Genomic DNA, 17,176 nt, shown 5'->3' with positions numbered 1-17,176 from the left:
CAAAGCAGCCCGCGCGTCGAGAGGCGCTACTTCGCCACCCAGCCGCCATCCATCTGCTGCATAGCACCCGTGATGGAGCGTGCCGCGTCACTGGCGAGGAACACCGCCAGCGCCGCGACTTCCTCCACGGTGACGAACTGCTTGGTCGGCTGCTCCGCCAGCAGCATGTCCTTCACCTGCTGCTCGGTCATGCCGCGCGCCTTCATCGTGTCGGGAATCTGCTTTTCCACCAGCGGCGTCCAGACATAGCCGGGGCAGATGGCGTTGACGGTAATGCCGAACGGCGCCGTCTCCAGCGCCACGGTCTTGGTCAGGCCGGCGATACCGTGCTTGGCGGCGACGTAGGCGGATTTGAACGGCGAGGCCACCAGCGCATGGGCGGAGCCTGTGTTGATGATGCGGCCCCACTGCCGCGCCTTCATGCCGGGCACGGCGGCCTTGATGGCGTGGAAGGCGGCGGACAGGTTCAGCGCCAGAATGAGGTCCCATTTGTCGTCGGGGAATTCCTCCACCGGCGCGACATGCTGCATGCCGGCATTGTTCACGAGAATGTCGACCGAACCGAGTTCCTTCTCCGCATAGGCCACCAGCCCGGCGCAGGCCGCCGCCTTGGTGAGGTCGGCGTCGGAATAAAGCGCGCGGACGCCGAATTCGCTTGCGATGCCGGCGCGCAGCGCCTCGATCTCGGCCGCATCGCCGAAGCCGTTCAGCGTGACATTCACCCCCTCGGCGGCGAAGGCGCGGGCGATGGCGAGGCCGATGCCACTGGTGGAGCCGGTGACGACGGCGTTCTTACCCTTCAGGGACATAGTCTATTCCTCATGCGACGGGACGGGCGGCCAAGGACAAGCAGCATCAGCCGCCCGCTGGAATCTAGGGCGGAGCGGTGACGTGCCCATCACCGCCCCGCCTCGACCAAGGCTCGGTCGCGGCTCAGGGCTGCTTGAGGCAGACCGCGACCACTTCCTTCACCGGATGCTCGCAGGCGACGACCGTCTTGCCGCCATCATCGGCGAAGGAGGCGATGTGCTGGAAGCCGCGCTCGGTGTTGACGCAATAGCCGGAGATGATGACCTCGCCGGTCTCGCAACTGCTGGTGCAGCCCGCCGCCGGGCACGGCACGCTGCGCACCGTGATTGCGGACGAACCGGGCGCACCCGCCGCGCCGGGCGTGCCGGCCGGCCCCTGCGGACCGGTGGGACCGGCCGGGCCGGCGGGACCGGCGGGGCCCGCAGGACCCGTCGCGCCAGCCGGGCCCGCCGGACCGGCAGGTCCCGCGGCGCCGGCCACACCGGCCTCGCCCTTCGGACCCGCCGGGCCCGAAGGCCCCTCGAAACACGCCGCCAGAGGCAGCGCGAGCGCCGCCACGAGAATGAACTTGAAAGCCTTCATGGAACCCCCACTTGACGAACCGGCACCTGTATCCTGCTCCGGCACGCGGACGCCCACAAGGGCGAAGCGCGCCGAACCCGCCGCCAGCCGCTGCCTCTTTCGTCGCCTGCGCCGGAACCGGGTGACGGCAGCGTGAAGGGGGCGTGACTCGAGCCGTCATGGCGCCGTGACGCCGGAAGGTCTATAATATCTACATGTCGGTTTTACCTCTCCCCGCCGGCCCGCACGGGCATGACCACGATGGCCACGACCATGACCACGCGGCCTGCGTCGCCGGGGCCATCGCCCGCTTCGAGGCGCGCTGCGCCAAAAGCGGCGCGCGGCTGACCTTGCTGCGTCGCCGTGTGCTGGAGGAACTGGCCGACAGCCATACCCCGCTCGGCGCCTATGACATCGTCGAAAGGCTCGGCGCCTCCGGCGAGAAGCCGCCGCCGATGTCGGTCTACCGGGCGCTGGACTTTCTGGTCAGCGAGGGGTTGGCCCACCGCATCGAAAGCCGCAACGCCTATCTCGTCTGCGGGCGCGAACACGGCCCCGACGATGTGATCGTATTCCTCATCTGCGAGGGCTGCGGCGTGACGGCGGAAGTCGCCTCCCACGCCATCGGCCGCGACCTCGCCTGGGCGACCCGCGCCGAGGGCTTCACCCCGCGCACCCCTGTGGTGGAGATCGCCGGCACCTGCGCAAAGTGCCGCGCCGCTACGGCGCAAGCGGACGCCGTCACCACGCCCGCCGAGGCGGCCCGTTGACGCCCCGCCCGCCCCGTCTTACCCCCTGCCGCCCGCCGCACGCTTCAGTCCCCGGACGATGAACATGGACGCCCTCTCCCCCGCCCCCGTCGTCGCCCCCGAGCTTGAAGCCGCCGGGCCCGCCCCGCGCCGCCGCACCGTGGCGGTGAAGGTCGGCGGCGTCACCGTCGGCGGCGGCGCGCCCGTCGTCGTGCAGTCGATGACCAACACCGACACGGCGGACGCCGAAGGCACCGCAAGGCAGATCGCCGCGCTGGCCCGCGCCGGCTCGGAAATCGTCCGCATCACCGTGGACCGCGAGGAAGCGGCGATGGCGGTGCCCGAGATCAAGGAGCGTCTGCTCAAGATGGGGCTCGATACCCCCATCGTCGGCGACTTCCATTACAACGGCCATTTGCTGCTGACGAAGTACCCCGCCTGTGCCGAGGCGCTCGACAAATACCGCATCAATCCCGGCAATGTCGGTTTCGGCGAGAAGCGCGACCGCCACTTCACCACCATCGTCGAGCAGGCGATCCGCTACCGCAAGGCGGTGCGCATCGGTGCCAATTGGGGCTCGCTCGACGGCGACCTGCTCACCGCCCTGATGGACGAAAACGCCAGGCTCCCCCGCCCGGCGGAAGCGCGCGCCGTCACCCGCGAGGCGCTGGTGCGCTCGGCCCTGCTCTCGGCCGCGCTGGCGGAGGAGATCGGCCTGCCGCGCGATCAGATCATCCTCTCCGCCAAGGTCTCGGCGGTACAGGACCTCATCACCGTCTATGCCGAACTGGCGCGCCGCGCCGATTACGCGCTGCATCTCGGCCTCACCGAGGCCGGCATGGGCTCCAAGGGCATCGTCGCCTCCTCCACCGCCATGGGCGTGCTGCTCCAGCAGGGCATCGGCGACACGATCCGCGTCTCGCTCACCCCCGAACCCGGCGGCGACCGCACCCGCGAGGTGACGGTGGCGCAGGAAATGCTGCAGACCATGGGCCTGCGCACCTTCGTGCCGCTGGTCGCCGCCTGCCCCGGCTGCGGGCGCACCACCTCCACCACCTTCCAGGAACTGGCCTTCGAGGTGCAGGATTTCATCCGCACCTCCATGCCGGAATGGAAGAAGCGCTATCCCGGCGTCGAGACGCTGAACGTCGCGGTCATGGGCTGCATCGTCAACGGGCCGGGCGAGTCGAAGCACGCCGATATCGGCATCTCGCTGCCCGGCACCGGCGAGTTCCCCACCGCCCCAGTCTATCTCGACGGCAAGAAGGCGATGACGCTGCGCGGCCCTTCCCTGCGCGAGGACTTCAAGAAGATCGTCGAGGACTATGTCGAGCGCCGCTTCGGCGTCACCGGCACTGCGCCCGCGCCGGGCGTCGATGCCGGCATTGATGCGGCGGAGTGAGGCGATGAAGAAGGGCTACAAGCAGCTGCTCGCCGAGGCCGACGCCGTGGTGAGCGCCATCGACGTGGCGGAGGCCGCGGCCCTGCACGGCCGCGACGACGTGGTCTTCGTCGATCTGCGCGACCCGCGCGAGCGCGAGCGCGAGGGCGCCATTCCCGGCGCCTTCTCCTGCCCCCGCGGCCTGCTGGAATTCTGGATCGACCCGGAAAGCCCCTACGCCAAAGAGGTCTTCCAGCAGGACAAGCGCTTCGTCTTCTACTGCTCGCTCGGCTGGCGCTCGGCACTGGCGACCAGGACGGCGCAGGAAATGGGGCTGGAAAAGCTGTGCCACCTCACGGGCGGCTTCACCGCCTGGAAGGCGGCCGGCGCGCCGGTGGAGACGGTCGTGGCGAAAGGGTGAGCTGGCGGCCGGCGTCAGCCCAGGCCGAGAAACAGCGCCAGCGAGCGCGTGACCCGAAGCATCACCTCGTCTTCCAGCTGGCCGAAGCTTGGGCCGGTCCGGTCGCGCCGGATCGTCATCGGCTTGTCGACCATGATCTGCGAGGACTTGCGTAACCCGTTGGCCTCGCTCGGTTCCACTGGAATACGGATCAGCGGCGCATCGACCAATGTGCCGGACAGAGGCAGTACCGTGACGGTCGCCGTCTCAGCGAACTGGTCCGCCTGGATCACCAGCGCCGGCCGGGGCTTGCCGATATCACCGGGCAGCGACACCGTCACGAGATGCCCGCGCATCACTCGTCCGCCACGACATCGGCCCAGGCCGCATCGATGAAGGACTGCACATCCTGATCCGCCAGGTCGGCCCTGGCGACGTTCCGCGACTGCCGCCGGCACTCATCAGCGAAGCCCGGACGCCGCGTATCGGGTAGCCATATCTGCACAGGGCGAAGCCCCGCCGCCCGCAACGCATCGCGACGTCGCTGAACCCGTGCCCGAACCGATGTGGCCATGTGGCTCACTCCATTACGTTACATGTAACATATGCAACCCACCACGTCGATCAAGAGCACCAGCCCCCACCCGTTGCCTCGCTTCGCCTTATCGCGTAAAAGCCCGCGCTCGCCCGAGCCTGTGAATGGCAGGGCCTTCAGGAGATCAGCACATGGGCTACAAGGTCGCCATCGTCGGTGCCACGGGTAATGTGGGCCGCGAAATGCTCGACATCCTCTCCGAGCGGGGCTTTCCCGCTGACGAGGTGGTCGCGCTCGCCTCTCGCCGCTCCGTCGGCACCGAGGTTTCTTTCGGCGACAAGACCATTAAGTGCAAAGCCCTGGAAAATTACGATTTTTCCGACACCGACATCTGCCTGATGTCGGCCGGCGGCGAGGTGTCCAAGGAATGGTCGCCCAAGATCGGCCGTCAGGGCTGCGTGGTGATCGATAATTCCTCCGCCTGGCGCTACGACAGCGACGTGCCGCTGATCGTGCCGGAGGTGAATGCCGACGCTGTCGCCGGCTTCACCAAGAAGAACATCATCGCCAACCCGAACTGCTCGACCGCCCAGCTCGTCGTGGCGCTGAAGCCGCTGCACGACAAGGCGACGATCAAGCGCGTCGTCGTGGCGACCTATCAGTCCGTTTCCGGCGCCGGCAAGGACGCCATGGACGAACTGTTCGCCCAGACCCGCGCCGTGTTCGTCTCCGATCCGGTGGAAGCCAAGAAGTTCCCCAAGCGCATTGCCTTCAACGTCATTCCTCACATCGACGTCTTCATGGAAGACGGCTACACGAAGGAAGAGTGGAAGGTGATGGCCGAGACGAAGAAGATTCTCGACCCGAAGATCAAGCTCACCTGCACCGCCGTGCGCGTGCCGGTGTTCATCTCCCACTCCGAGGCGGTGAACGTCGAGTTCGAGAATCCGATCAGCGTCGAGGAAGCGACCGAAACCCTGCGCAACGCGCCGGGCGTGCTGGTCGTCGACAAGCGCGAGCCGGGTGGCTACATCACGCCCTATGAAGCGGCCGGCGAGGACGCCACCTATGTCTCGCGCATCCGCGAGGACGCGACGGTGGAGAACGGCCTCTCCTTCTGGTGCGTGTCGGACAATCTGCGCAAGGGCGCGGCGCTGAACGCGGTGCAGATCGCCGAAGTGCTGGTCAACCGCAAGCTGATCCAGCCGAAGGCGCAGAAGGCGGCCTGACGTCCAGACACGACCCGCACGGGGTTGTGAAACGATCCGACGGCCGCCGCGAGGCGGCCGTTGCTGTTTGAGGCGCCGTCCGTCACCATTCCGCCGAACTCCCCCGCCACCAGTGGCTCATCCCAGCGGCTCCGGAGAGGCCCGACGTGATTCAGCGACTTCTGGCGATCTTCGTCGTCCTCACCGCACTCACTGGCGGCGCCACTGCACACCCGCATGTCTGGGTCGAGGTGCAGTCCGAACTCGACTACGCGCCCGATGGCCGGCTGACCGGGGTGCGCCACCACTGGAAGTTCGACGAGGCGTTCTCGACCTATGCGCTGCAGGGGCTGGAAACCACGCCCGACGGCAAGCCCAGCGACAAGACGCTGAAGGAACTGGCGCAGGTGAACATCGACTCCCTGCACGAGTTCGATTTCTTCACCTATGCCAAGCGCGGCAAGCAGGACATCAAGTTCCTGCCGCCGAAGGACTATTCGCTCACCTATGACGGCACCGCGCTGACCTTGCACTTCACCCTGCCCTTCGCCGATCCGCCGGCGAAGAAGGGGGAAATGTCGCTCGACGTTTATGACCCCACCTATTTCGTCGCCTTCCAGCTCGCCGACGATGATCCGGTGAAGCTCGCCGGCGACGCCGGCAGCTGCGCGCTCACCCTGCACCGCCCCGACCCGGCGGCGACGACAAGTTCGACCACGCTGTCGGAAGGCTTCTTCAACGCCCTCACCTCGGCCAGCCAGTTCGGCTCGCAATTCGCCAACCGCGTGACGGTGAAGTGCTCGTGAGACGGCAGCTCGCCCTGCTGGCGCTGACGCTCGGCGCCTGCGCGCTGATGCTGCATCCCGCCTTCGCCCAGAGCCCGTTCGGCGTCGGCGCGCCGGCGGCGCCCGAGGCCGGCGGCATCGCCGGCTTCATCCTCGCCAAGCAGGCGGAATTCTACCGGCTGCTCACCTCCGCCGTGCGCGCCTCCAAGCAGGATGGCCATGCGGTGCTGCTGCTCGGCGGCATTTCCTTCGCCTATGGCGTGTTCCACGCCGCCGGTCCCGGCCATGGCAAGGCGGTGATCTCCTCCTATCTGCTCGCCAATGAGGCGACGCTGAAGCGCGGCGTCGGCCTCGCCTTCGCCAGCGCGCTGGCCCAGGCGCTCACCGCCATCGCCGTCGCCGGCCTGCTCGCCGCCCTCCTCGGCGCCACCGCCGCGACGATGAGCCGGGCGGTGAGCTTCATCGAGCTCGCGGCCTATGGCCTCATCGTCGTCCTCGGCCTGCGCCTCGCCTGGATCAAGGCCCGCGCGCTCATGGCCGCCTGGCGCGGCACGCCCGCCCATGTCCATGGGCCGGATTGCGGCTGCGGCGACGGCCACGCCCATATGCCCGCACCTGAGGATTTGCCGCGCGGGAGCGGCTGGCGCGACTGGTGGGGGGCGGTGCTGTCGGTCGGGCTGCGGCCCTGCTCGGGCGCCATTCTCGTGCTGGTCTTCGCACTGGCGCAGGGCATTTTCTGGGTCGGCGCCGCCTCGGCCCTGCTGATGGGGGTGGGCACGGCGCTCACTGTCAGCGCCATCGCCGCGCTGGCGGTGTTCGCCAAGCACGCGGCGGTGCGGCTCGCCGCCAACCGTTCCGGATCGGCGGCGGCGGTGGCCTTGCGCGGCGTGGAACTCCTCGCCGCCCTGATGCTGGTGGCCTTCGGCCTTGCCCTGTTCTTCGGCTTCATGGCGACGGAGCGGCTGACGCTCGGCTAGCGCCTCAATCCTTCAGATAGTCGAACGCCACCTTGCCAAGGCCGAGGGTGAGGTCGGTGCGGAAATGCGCCGCCGAGATCACTTCCAGCACCGGCAGCTTGGCGACATCCGCCAGCGCATGCGGAAACAGGCCGAGCGCCGCCGGGCCGGTCCACGCCTCATAGACCGTGATGTCTTCGAGATAATATTCGACCAGCTCGCACACCCGCGTCGTGCCGTCGACATGGGGAATGATCTTCAGCACCCAGTTCGGGCCCAGAAGCGAGGCGTGCAGCGCCGCCTTGTCGAGCGCCGCATATTTGTAGCCCATGGTGGCGGAAGCGACGAGCACGCTGCCATAGTTAAGCGTGCCGACCAGCGTGTCGCTCTCCACCTTCAGGCTCGGCTTCGCCAGCTTCTTGGGAAAGCCCCACAGTTCGCGCCCGCCGGCGATGGGGGCCTCGTCGTCGAGATACATGGAGTGGACATAGCCACCCTTGACGCCGTTCAGCTCGACCGGAATCACCTGCCCGGTCTCGGTGTAGTCGCCGAAGCCGGTCGAATCCGGCATGCGGATGAACTCATATTTGACGATTGGCTCGACCACTTTCAGCGGCTCGGGCACCACCTTCTCCAGCGCCGCCGGATCGGTGCGGTAGGTGATGACGAAGAATTCGCGGTTGAAGAAGCGATACGGCCCCTTGGGAAAGGCCGGGTTGGTGAGCGGCATCGAATAGGCGGTGCGGCGAACGTCGTCGATCTTCATGCGGACTCTCTCCTGCGACGCCCGAGCCTAGCCTATTTACCGCTGCCGGGCAGGGGCCACGACCGGATCCGAGCGGAAGAACCCGGCCGCGCGCCCTCTCAGAGGCGGCGCCTCAGAACCGGTAGGTGAAGCCGCCCTTGATCGCGTTGGTGTTCACCTCGCTGGCGAACTGCCCCTCATAGCCGATATTGAGAAGCACATTTGCCCCCACCGCGAAGTCGATGCCGGCGCCGAACAGGAAGCTGTCCTCGGCGATCGGCGCGCCGGCCACGGTGAAGGCCGTGCCGGTGGAAGCGAAGCTCATGCCGAGCTCCGGGGTGATATCGCCATAGGCATGGCGCCAGGCGATGCTGGCATGCGGGGTCACCGTGCCCTCGCCCATGGCCAGTGTGGTGGCGAGGCGAAGGCCCAGCGTCGAATAGGGCACGTCATAGGACAGGCCGGAGGAAGCGAGGCCGCTGGTGAAGGCGCCGGTCTCGGTGAAGCTGTCCGTGTCGATCCAGCTCCACGCCATCTGCGCGAACGGCTCGAAGGCGACGCCGCCGGCTTCCACCGCATAGGCGGCCTCGACGAAGATGTTCGCGGTCGAGCCGTCATAGGAGCCGAGCGGGTTCTCGAACAGGCTGAGCATTGCGACGCTGCGCGTGGTGTCGATGCTGCTCCAGCCATAGCTCGCGCCGCCGCGCAGGCGGAAGGCGTCGAAATTCGCGCCGGCATAGGCGGCGAGGAGCACGGTGTCGGCGTCGGCGCTGCTCATCCGGTCGTCGACATCGAGGCTGGCGGAGGCATAGCCGGCGGCGAGGCCGAAGGTGACATTGCCCGCGGTGACGTCGCCGCCGGCGAGGAAGCCGCCGAGCGAGGAATCGACATCGGCGGAATTGCCGGTGCCATTCGCCGAATTCCACTGGCCAAAGCCCTGTGCCCAGGCGGCGTAGACCGGACCCGCCGGCTCAGGCGGCAGGGCCTTCACCGGGAACGGGCTCGCCGCCTCCGGCGCCTTGGCCGCATAGGCGGTCACCGGCCCGCCGGTGGCCAGCGCCGCCAGTGCCGGCGAGGCCCCGGCCGCCGAAGCCTGCCGGAGACGGCCGACGAGCGTGTCGGCCACCAGCGTCGACTGGAAATACAGCGTCGTGCCGACCGAGGCATGCACCTCGCCGGAGAGCAGATCGTAGCCGGCGCGGATCGCCTCTTCCTGACCGGATGTGCCGGCCAGCACGGTGGCCTGCAGCGCGCTGCCATTGGCGCGGTCGAGCGCGCCAGCGACGCTGGTCTGGTTGGCGGTGCGGGCGAGGCTGGCGAGGGACACGCCGTTGCGGGTGAGGGTGAGCGTCACCGAGGCGTCGTCGCGGCCGAGTGCGGCATTGACGAACAGGAAGTCTGGCTCCTCCAGCGTAAACTGGCTCGACGGCGTGGTCGTCGCCGCCGCCGAGATGATCTCGTAGGGCGTGCCGGTATAGACCGGGCCGATCGCCGAGAGCACCACCGTGCCGCCATTGAGCGTGAGCGTATCGGTAACGATGCGGTCCGAGGCGAGGCCGCTGAGCTCCACCTCATAGAAGGAGCCGGTCTCGAAGGTCGTCGTGCCCAGCACGGTAACCGTGCCGATGGAATTGCCCGGCGAGACCGTGCCGCCCAAGCCGACGACAATGTTGCCGACGGTGGCATTCCCGCCAAGCAGACCACCGTCCTCGACCGCCACGGAGGCGGCCGCCAGCGAACCGTTCAGCACGAAGGAGCCGTCGATCTGCACCTCGCCGTCGAAGGTGGAGACGCCGGTACCGGTGAAGCTGGAGAGTTCGCCCACCAGCAGCGTGCCGAAGTCGCGATACTGCGCCGCGTCCCCGAGCAGGGAGACGTCGAACGTGCCCGCGCCGGAGAGTTCGAACGTGTTGTCGCCCGCCCCGCCCAGAACCAGCCCGACGACCTCGCTGCCGGCGACATAGACGAACAGGTCGTTGCCGCCGCCCATGTCGACCGCGACCTCGCCGCCACTGCTGATAAGGCCGCTATTGACGATGGTGTCGTTCTGCGTGCCGATGAAGGTCACGGTCGGCCCGTCGGAGCGGATGATGCCCTCATTGAACAGCTGGGTGGCGAAGGGCGCCGGCCCCTGCGCGCTGTCGTCGATGAGGATGGCGCGGCCGACATCGTCGGAATCCACGTTCGGATAGTTGTCGAAGGCTTCGATGATGCCGGTCTTGTGGTTGTAGATGACGCCACCGCCGGCCGCGATGCCGTCGGCCGTGTTCGGCTCGCCATCCTTGGTGCCGGAGGCGCCGGTTCCCTGGATGAGGCCGTAATTGTTCAGCAGCACCTGGCCGTCGACATCGACGCCGTCGCCATCGCCGTCCGGCACGCTGTCCGTGCCTTCCTCGTCGATGAGCCCGGTAACCTCGCCGCGAATGGTGCCGTAATTGGTGACCGTCACCAGGGTCGCGCCGGTGCTGTCGATATTGATGCCCGAGCCGTTCTTGCCGGTGATGGTCGCCCCGGTCTCATTGGTGACGGTGACGGCGCCGTCACCGGTGATGCCGTGCTTGGCGCCGATGATCTGGCCGCCGGTCTTGTTGACGACCGTGCCGCCAGCCTTCTGGAAGTCGATCCCGTCGCCGTCGCTGGACAGGTCGGTCGACTGGATCAGCCCGTAATTCGTCACCGTGGCGCCGGCGCCGGGGCGGATCCCGTCAGCGGTGGCGGATGTGAGCGTGCCGTAATTGGTGATGGCGATGACATTGCCCGCGGAGGTCAGGTCGGCAAAGTCGAGCGCCTGGCCGGCCCCGCCGTCGATGAGGCCGCGATTGATCACCGTAATGATGGCAGAGGAGGCGTTGGTCGAAGCGTCGGCGCTGATCTTTACAGCGTCATTCACGCCGATGATCTCGCCGCCCTCTTCATTGGTGAGGGTGAAGGAAACGAGCTTCTCGACATTGCCCGTGGCGTCGAAACTGATCGCCTTGCGGTTGGTGGCGGTGGTCTGGATCGTACCGGAATTGGTCAGCGTGATCGTACCCGCGCCAAGGCGGATGGCGTCCTGGCCGGCGGCGGTGATCGCGCCGCTATTGCTGATGGAGACCACGGCCGTCGCCGCGGATGCCGAATCGAGGTCGAACACCTGCCCGGTGGTCGAACTCATCGTGCCGCTATTGGTCAGGGTGAGGGTGCCGTTCGCCAGGTCGTCATTGACACGGAAGGTGTCGTTCGACGCGGAGATCGTGCCGGTGTTGGTCAGCGTGTAGAGACCGGTGATCGACGAACCGTTGGTGTCGAAGGCGCGCCCGCCCGTGCTGCTGATCGTGCCGTCATTGGTGACGCTGATGCCGGTGCCGGTGGCGGCGCCGTTCCACAGCACCGCGACGCCCGAGGTGGTGATCGAGCCGGTACCGGTGACGGTGCCGACATTGGTGCCGGAGACCGTCTGCTGCGTGGTCGTCGCCGTGCTGATGTTGAAATCGTCGGCCTGCGCGGCCAGCGGCGCGATAAGCACGGCAGCGGCCACCACCAGCGCAAGGCGGCTTGTCGACGTGACGTAGCGGTTCGACGTGACGTGACGGTTCATGGCGGTCAGCTCCCCGGTCCTCTGTTCCCGCTGCCCCGCTAGCGAGCGCGGACGACAGACCGGTGACAGGTCGGTGACACACCTCAGATTGTTGGCGCGCGAGCGACTTCCTCTCCTCACCGTGGCCGAGTTGCCACAGCGGAAGGGAACTAACCTCCAGAAATCACGGTATTAAATAACCTCAGAACGCGATGAGGCCGGCCGCGCCGCTTTCGGTGCCGATGCCGAGCGCGCCGCCATCGCCGCGCCAGGCCAGCGCCGTCACCGGCGCGCCATCGGGGACGCGCAGCAGGATTTCCGCGCCGTCGGAGATGCGCACCATCAGCACCAGCCCGTCCTCGTAGCCGCAGGCGATCACTTCGTCGCGCGGATGGGCGGCGACGCTGGAGACGCGCACGTCGCGCGGCGCGAGCATGGAAGGCTGCTTGCCCATCGGCCCTTCCTTGCTGGCGAAGGGCCAAAGGATCGCTTCGCTGGAACCGGAGGTCGCGAGGAACTTGCCGCCAGCGGTGAACGCCATGGAGGTGACACGCGAGGGATAACCCGACATGCGCATATGCCCGCCATCGGCGAGCCGCCAGCCATGCAGTGCCGCTTCCTGCATGGTCGTCACCACGAAACGCATGTCCGGGCTCCACAGAACGCCGCGATGCGAACCCTTCCATTCCAGGAATTCGGGCTTGGCCTGGGCATTGGGGAACCAGAGCGAGACGCCGCCATAATGCGCGACGGCCAGCCGCGTGCCCTTCGGCGCGAAGGCGAGGCCGCCGACGGTGGAGGGGAAATCGTGCGACTTGCGCTCGCCCTTCACGGGAAGGAAATGCGCGGTCTTGCCGGCCGAGAAGGCCACAGTCCCGTCGGCCCCGGCCGCCACCTGGTCGATCCACCGGCCCTTCTGCTCGAACAGCGCCTGCGTCGCGCCGTCGGCGGTGGTCGCCACCACCCGCCCGTCATCGCCGCCGGTGAGGAGGCGCCTGTCGTCGCCGGCGACCGAGAGAACCGCGCCCTTATGCGCCTCCACCCGCGTCTCCTGCGCGTCCACCAGAACGATCTCGCCCTCGCCCAGCACGAAACCGGCGGTGGTGCCGAGAAAGCGCAGGCCGACGACCGCGCCGCCGAGAGCGAGCGGGCGCAGCTTCGAGGTGAGCGAGGAGGGCGTGGAGGATTGGGAGGTCATGGGCTCGACGGCTTCTTGGCGGGAAATGTCGGGTTAGCCCAATTCGCGGCCGGCGTCACGACGGAACTCCCCCGGCCCGCATCATCCCGGACCGGCCGTCAGGCCGTATCCGGGATCGTGGGCAGGGTGGGGAGGGATCGCAGGCTCTACGCCACGCAGCTGAGAAAACCCTTTTCCAGCGCCGCGGCATCGAGCTGCCGGCCGATGAAGACGATGCGGCTCACCTTCGCCTCGTCCGCACGCCAGGGACGCTGATGGTCGCCGTCGAGGATCATGTGCACGCCCTGGAACACGAAACGGTCCGCATCGTCCTTGAAGGCGAGAATGCCCTTGGAGCGCAGGATATTGGCGCCCTCGCGCTGGGTCAGCTCCTGGATCCACGGGAAGAACTTGTCCGGGTCCAGCGGCTTGTCGGTGGCGAAGGAATAGGAGCGCATGTCCTCGTCATGGAAGTGGCGGTGGCCGCCTTCCAGAAAGTCCGGGTCGATGGCGGTGATGCGGTCGAGGTCGAACGCCCCCTGCCCCAGCACCTTGTCGATGGCGATCTCGGAGCGCTGCGTATGGTGGATGCGGGCGAACGGGTTGATGGCGCGAATGCGCATCTCCACGTCCTTCAGCTCGGTCTCCGTCACCAGATCAGTCTTGTTGAGCAGGATCACGTCGGCGAAGGCGATCTGGCTCTTGGCCTCGGGCGCGTCCTTCAGCCGGTCCTTCAGCCATTTGGCGTCAGCCACCGTCACCACCGCGTCGAGCGCGGTCTTTGCCCCCACCGTCTCGTCGACGAAGAAGGTCTGGGCGACGGGGGCGGGGTCGGCGAGGCCGGTGGTCTCGATGATGATGCCGTCAAAGTCGTTCTTGCGGCGCAGCAGGCCGTCGATGATGCGGATCAGGTCGCCGCGCACGGTGCAGCAGATGCAGCCGTTGTTCATCTCGAACACTTCCTCATCGGCGCCGACCACGAGGTCGTTGTCGATGCCGATCTCGCCGAATTCGTTGACGACGACGGCGAATTTCTTGCCGTGCGGCTCGGAGAGGATGCGGTTGAGCAGCGTGGTCTTGCCGGCGCCGAGATAGCCGGTGAGCACGGTGACGGGGATTTTGGACGAAGCCGCTTCGGGCATGGTGAACTCCAGTGGTCGTCTCAAATGCGTCATCCCGGACGCCGCAGTGCGACGAACCGGGATCACGTGTTCCGTTCACATTTCCCGCCGCTCCCGGTCCGACCAGCGGCCGGCCGGGATGCGGGGGCCCCGCGTCAGCTCGACAGGGCCGAGGAGAGCTGGGTGATGTTGTTTTTCATCATGTCGATGTAGGTGCTCGCCGGGCCCTTGTCATCGGAGAGCGCATCGGAAAACAGCTCGCCGCCGATCTTCGCCTGGGTCTCCTTGGCGATGCGCTTGACGAGGCGCGGATCGGAGATGTTCTCCATGAACACCGCCGGAATGTTCTCGGCCTTGATCTGGCGGATGATGCGGGCAACGTCCTTGGCGGAGGCCTCCGATTCCGTCGACACGCCTTGCGGCGCGATGAACTCGACGCCATAGGCCGCGCCGAAATAGCCGAACGCATCATGCGAGGTGATGATGCGGCGCCGGCTTTCCGGGATCGCCGCCATCGCCGCCTTCACCTGCGCGTCCAGCGCCTCCAGCTTGGCGGTATAAGCGCTCGCATTGGCCTCATACGCCGCCTTGCCGGCGGGATCGGCAGCGATCAGCGCGTCGCGGATATTGGCGACATAGATCTCCGCATTGGCCACCGACTGCCAGGCGTGCGGGTCGATGCCGCCATGGTCGTGGTCATGCTCGCCCTTCTTGGCGTGGTCGTGGTCGTGATCCTTGTGGCCGTGCGCGGCGTGGTCGTCCTCATCCTCGTCCGCCATTTCGCGCGGGGTGATGCCCTTGGTGGCGACGACGATCTCCGCCTTGGTGCCAGAGGCCTTCACCAGCCGGTCGATCCAGCCTTCGAAGCCGAGGCCGTTGACGAAGACGATCTGCGCCGCCGCCACCTTCTTGGCGTCGGCCGGCGCCGGCTGGAACACATGGGCATCGCCATTGGGGCCGACCAGGGTGGTGACGGCGACGCGGTCGCCGCCCACTTCCTTCACGAAGTCGCCGAGGATGGAAAAGGAGGCGACGACGGGGATCTTCTTCGTGGCGTCCTGCGCGGCGGCGGGGAGCGCGAGCGGGAGGGAAAGGCCGAGCGCGAGCGCGCCGGCGACAGCAAGGCGGCGAGTGAGCATGGGGGGCTCCTTCAGGCTTCGAGATGGCGTTGCGGCAGGAAGCGGGGCAGCAGCCCGCCCACCGGCCCGAACAGCACCGACAGCGCATAGGCGCCGCCGGCGACAAGGATGATGGCGGGCCCGGAGGGCACGCCGGAATGATAGGAAACCAGCAGCCCCAGCACGCCGGAACCGCAGGCGATCAGCACCGAGACGCCGACCAGCGCGGTGAGCTCGCGGGTCCAGAAGCGGCCGGCGGCGGCGGGCAGCATCATGAGCCCGACCGCCAGCAGCGTGCCCAGCGCATGGAAGCCACCGACGAGGTTCATCACCACCAGCGCCAGGAAGATGAGATGGGTCGGCGCCCCCGCCCGGCTCACCGAGCGCAGGAAGCCGGGGTCGACGCTCTCCAGCACCAGCGGGCGCCAGGCCAGCGCCAGCGGCACCAGCGTCAGGCTGGAAATGGAGACGATGAGCAGCAGCGTCGCGTCATCGAGCGCCAGCACCGTGCCGAACAGCACATGCAGCAGATCGACATTCGAGCCGCGCAGCGACACCAGAAGCACCCCCAGCGCCAGCGAGATGAGGTAGAAGGCGGCCAGCGCCGCGTCCTCCTTCATCTGCGTCGCCCGCGCCACCGCGCCGGCGCCGAGCGCCACCGCGAAGCCCGCCACCAGCCCGCCCACCGTCATCGCAAACAGGTTCAGCCCGGCAGCGAGGAAGCCGACCGCCGCGCCGGGCAGGATGGCGTGAGCCATGGCGTCGCCGGCGAGACTCATGCGGCGCAGCATCATCAGCACGCCGATGGGACCGGCACCGATGCCGAGCGCGAGCACGCCCACCAGCGCGCGGCGCATGAAATCGAATTCGGCAAAGGGGGCGATGAGCAGATCGTAGATCACGCCACCCTCCCCGCCATCGCCTTCGGGGCAGGAGCACAGGCCGGCGCATCCTCGTCCCACGCCTCGCACATGCGGCGGGCCTCGGCGAGGTTGGCGGATGTGAGCACCTCGCCGGTGGCGCCCCAGGCGACCGCCTCGCGGGCGAGCAGCAGCGTGCGGGGGAAATGCCCGCGCACCAGTTCGAAATCGTGCAGCACGGCGATGACCGTGCGGCCTTCGCCGTTCCAGCGCTTCACCAGCGCGGTAAGATCGGTGATGGTGCCGGCATCGAGCGCGGTGAAGGGCTCGTCGAGCAGCAGCAGCCGCGCATCCTGCAGCAGCAGGCGGGCGAACAGCGCGCGCTGCATCTGCCCGCCCGATAGCGTGCCGATGGGGCGCGCCTCGAAGCCTTCCAGCCCGACGGCGGCGAGCGCCTCCTCGATCCGCACCCGGTCGGCGCGGCTGATGCCGCCGAACAGGCCGGCGCGCCGCCACAGTCCCATGGAGACGAGATCGTAAACGTCGATCGGGAAGGAGCGGTCCACCTCCGCCGCCTGTGGCAGATAGGCGATGTCCCGCGCCGGAATATGGCCCTCGATGCGCCCGGTGAGCGGCGACAATACGCCGGCAATGCCCTTGAGCAGGGTGGATTTTCCCGCCCCGTTCGGCCCGCAAATGGCGAGCAGGTCGCCCTCGGCCACCTCGCCGTCGAGATGGTGCACCGCCGGGTGGCGATCATAGCCGAGCGTGAGATTGCGGAAGGCCAGCACATTTCCCATCACGCACCCACCCCGATCACCGCCAGCGCCATGGCCCACAGCACCGCCGCCAGCGGCAGCGCGATGGCGAGGCGCTGCAGGGCGGACAGCCGCAGCAGCGAGAAGCCCGGCCGGGCCGGCGGGTGCCGCTCGCCCGCGGCATGGGAATGATGGCGATGCAGATGGGCGCCGCTGGCCACCTCGGCGCCGTGGGAAGCGCCATGCGCGTGATGATGGCCGTGGTCGTGGTCATCACCATGATCATGCGCGTGGCCCGGAGAATGAGCGTGCCCATGCCCGCCGACGTCGGCCTTTCCACGTCCCTCCGGAGGGGCGGATATGTGGGCGTGGTCGTGCAGGCGGACGGGGGCGACGGACATGCTCAAACTCCAGACCTGGAATTGATACTGTATATCGGCATTGCCCGTCCAGCAG

General features: G+C 67.8%; 18 protein-coding genes. 6 read left to right on the top strand and 12 right to left on the bottom strand.

What is annotated here, in order from left to right; genetic code table 11:
* Nucleotides 1-26: 26 nt before the first annotated feature.
* Both K9D25_RS10550 and K9D25_RS10545 read right to left on the bottom strand, forming a co-directional pair.
* On the bottom strand, nucleotides 27-809 hold the full coding sequence (locus tag K9D25_RS10550; RefSeq protein WP_244375090.1) for a 3-hydroxybutyrate dehydrogenase: 783 nt from the start codon (nucleotides 807-809) through the stop codon (nucleotides 27-29).
* A 124-nt stretch (nucleotides 810-933) separates the two neighbouring features.
* Entirely contained in the window at nucleotides 934-1,392 is a 459-nt protein-coding gene (locus K9D25_RS10545) for a hypothetical protein (RefSeq protein WP_244375089.1), read from the bottom strand.
* A gap of 194 nt (nucleotides 1,393-1,586) precedes the next feature.
* Here K9D25_RS10545 and K9D25_RS10540 point away from each other — a divergent pair, with 194 nt between their 5' ends.
* From K9D25_RS10540 to K9D25_RS10530, 3 genes are all read left to right on the top strand, one after another.
* A complete protein-coding gene (locus K9D25_RS10540) occupies nucleotides 1,587-2,141 on the top strand; it encodes a Fur family transcriptional regulator (RefSeq protein ID WP_244375088.1) in 555 nt (184 codons plus the stop codon).
* Between the two features lie 64 nt (nucleotides 2,142-2,205).
* A complete protein-coding gene (gene ispG / locus K9D25_RS10535) occupies nucleotides 2,206-3,522 on the top strand; it encodes a flavodoxin-dependent (E)-4-hydroxy-3-methylbut-2-enyl-diphosphate synthase (protein ID WP_244375087.1) in 1,317 nt (438 codons plus the stop codon).
* Nucleotides 3,523-3,526: 4 nt separating this feature from the next.
* Nucleotides 3,527-3,922 (top strand): rhodanese-like domain-containing protein, encoded by a 396-nt coding sequence (locus K9D25_RS10530; protein WP_244375086.1) that lies wholly within the window; start codon nucleotides 3,527-3,529, stop codon nucleotides 3,920-3,922.
* Nucleotides 3,923-3,936: 14 nt separating this feature from the next.
* Here the strand turns inward: K9D25_RS10530 and K9D25_RS10525 are convergent, their stop codons facing one another.
* A complete protein-coding gene (locus K9D25_RS10525) occupies nucleotides 3,937-4,260 on the bottom strand; it encodes a type II toxin-antitoxin system PemK/MazF family toxin (RefSeq protein ID WP_244375085.1) in 324 nt (107 codons plus the stop codon).
* Complete coding sequence (locus K9D25_RS10520; protein WP_244375084.1) at nucleotides 4,257-4,475, bottom strand: antitoxin MazE family protein; 219 nt, start codon at nucleotides 4,473-4,475, stop codon at nucleotides 4,257-4,259. The genes K9D25_RS10525 and K9D25_RS10520 overlap by 4 nt, the downstream gene beginning before the upstream one ends.
* 152 nt (nucleotides 4,476-4,627) lie before the next feature.
* Between K9D25_RS10520 and K9D25_RS10515 the strand changes: the two genes are divergently transcribed.
* The 3 genes from K9D25_RS10515 (at nucleotide 4,628) to K9D25_RS10505 (ending at nucleotide 7,406) form a co-directional block, all read left to right on the top strand.
* Nucleotides 4,628-5,665, top strand: coding sequence for an aspartate-semialdehyde dehydrogenase (locus K9D25_RS10515; protein ID WP_244375083.1), 1,038 nt, complete (start codon nucleotides 4,628-4,630; stop codon nucleotides 5,663-5,665).
* 146 nt (nucleotides 5,666-5,811) lie between these two features.
* Nucleotides 5,812-6,450 carry a DUF1007 family protein gene (locus K9D25_RS10510; RefSeq protein WP_244375082.1) on the top strand — a complete coding sequence of 213 codons (639 nt, stop codon included), beginning with the start codon at nucleotides 5,812-5,814 and terminating at the stop codon, nucleotides 6,448-6,450.
* Nucleotides 6,447-7,406: a nickel/cobalt transporter gene (locus K9D25_RS10505; RefSeq protein ID WP_244375081.1), complete on the top strand. Its 960-nt coding sequence runs from the start codon at nucleotides 6,447-6,449 to the stop codon at nucleotides 7,404-7,406. The genes K9D25_RS10510 and K9D25_RS10505 overlap by 4 nt, the downstream gene beginning before the upstream one ends.
* 4 nt (nucleotides 7,407-7,410) lie before the next feature.
* On the opposite strand, the gene K9D25_RS10500 is transcribed toward K9D25_RS10505, so the two are convergent.
* The 8 genes from K9D25_RS10500 to K9D25_RS10465 form a co-directional block, all read right to left on the bottom strand.
* Nucleotides 7,411-8,151: an acetoacetate decarboxylase gene (locus tag K9D25_RS10500; protein WP_244375080.1), complete on the bottom strand. Its 741-nt coding sequence runs from the start codon at nucleotides 8,149-8,151 to the stop codon at nucleotides 7,411-7,413.
* Nucleotides 8,152-8,263: 112 nt separating this feature from the next.
* Nucleotides 8,264-11,707 carry an autotransporter outer membrane beta-barrel domain-containing protein gene (locus tag K9D25_RS10495; protein WP_244375079.1) on the bottom strand — a complete coding sequence of 1,148 codons (3,444 nt, stop codon included), beginning with the start codon at nucleotides 11,705-11,707 and terminating at the stop codon, nucleotides 8,264-8,266.
* 181 nt (nucleotides 11,708-11,888) lie between these two features.
* Entirely contained in the window at nucleotides 11,889-12,884 is a 996-nt protein-coding gene (locus tag K9D25_RS10490) for a WD40 repeat domain-containing protein (protein ID WP_244375078.1), read from the bottom strand.
* Nucleotides 12,885-13,030: 146 nt separating this feature from the next.
* Nucleotides 13,031-14,005: a CobW family GTP-binding protein gene (locus K9D25_RS10485; RefSeq protein WP_244375077.1), complete on the bottom strand. Its 975-nt coding sequence runs from the start codon at nucleotides 14,003-14,005 to the stop codon at nucleotides 13,031-13,033.
* 134 nt (nucleotides 14,006-14,139) lie between these two features.
* Nucleotides 14,140-15,123 carry a metal ABC transporter substrate-binding protein gene (locus tag K9D25_RS10480; RefSeq protein WP_244375076.1) on the bottom strand — a complete coding sequence of 328 codons (984 nt, stop codon included), beginning with the start codon at nucleotides 15,121-15,123 and terminating at the stop codon, nucleotides 14,140-14,142.
* Between the two features lie 11 nt (nucleotides 15,124-15,134).
* Nucleotides 15,135-16,001 carry a metal ABC transporter permease gene (locus K9D25_RS10475; RefSeq protein WP_432207944.1) on the bottom strand — a complete coding sequence of 289 codons (867 nt, stop codon included), beginning with the start codon at nucleotides 15,999-16,001 and terminating at the stop codon, nucleotides 15,135-15,137.
* On the bottom strand, nucleotides 16,001-16,762 hold the full coding sequence (gene aztA / locus K9D25_RS10470) for a zinc ABC transporter ATP-binding protein AztA (protein ID WP_244375075.1): 762 nt from the start codon (nucleotides 16,760-16,762) through the stop codon (nucleotides 16,001-16,003). The genes K9D25_RS10475 and aztA overlap by 1 nt, the downstream gene beginning before the upstream one ends.
* Nucleotides 16,762-17,121: a hypothetical protein gene (locus K9D25_RS10465; RefSeq protein WP_244375074.1), complete on the bottom strand. Its 360-nt coding sequence runs from the start codon at nucleotides 17,119-17,121 to the stop codon at nucleotides 16,762-16,764. Before K9D25_RS10465 ends, aztA begins: the two co-directional genes overlap by 1 nt.
* Between the last annotated feature and the right edge of the window lie 55 nt (nucleotides 17,122-17,176).

The sequence above is a fragment of the Ancylobacter polymorphus genome (genome assembly GCF_022836935.1).
GTDB lineage: Bacteria > Pseudomonadota > Alphaproteobacteria > Rhizobiales > Xanthobacteraceae > Ancylobacter > Ancylobacter polymorphus_A.
Note: the sequence above shows the minus strand (reverse complement) of the source record. Positions and strands in the feature narration are given on the sequence as shown.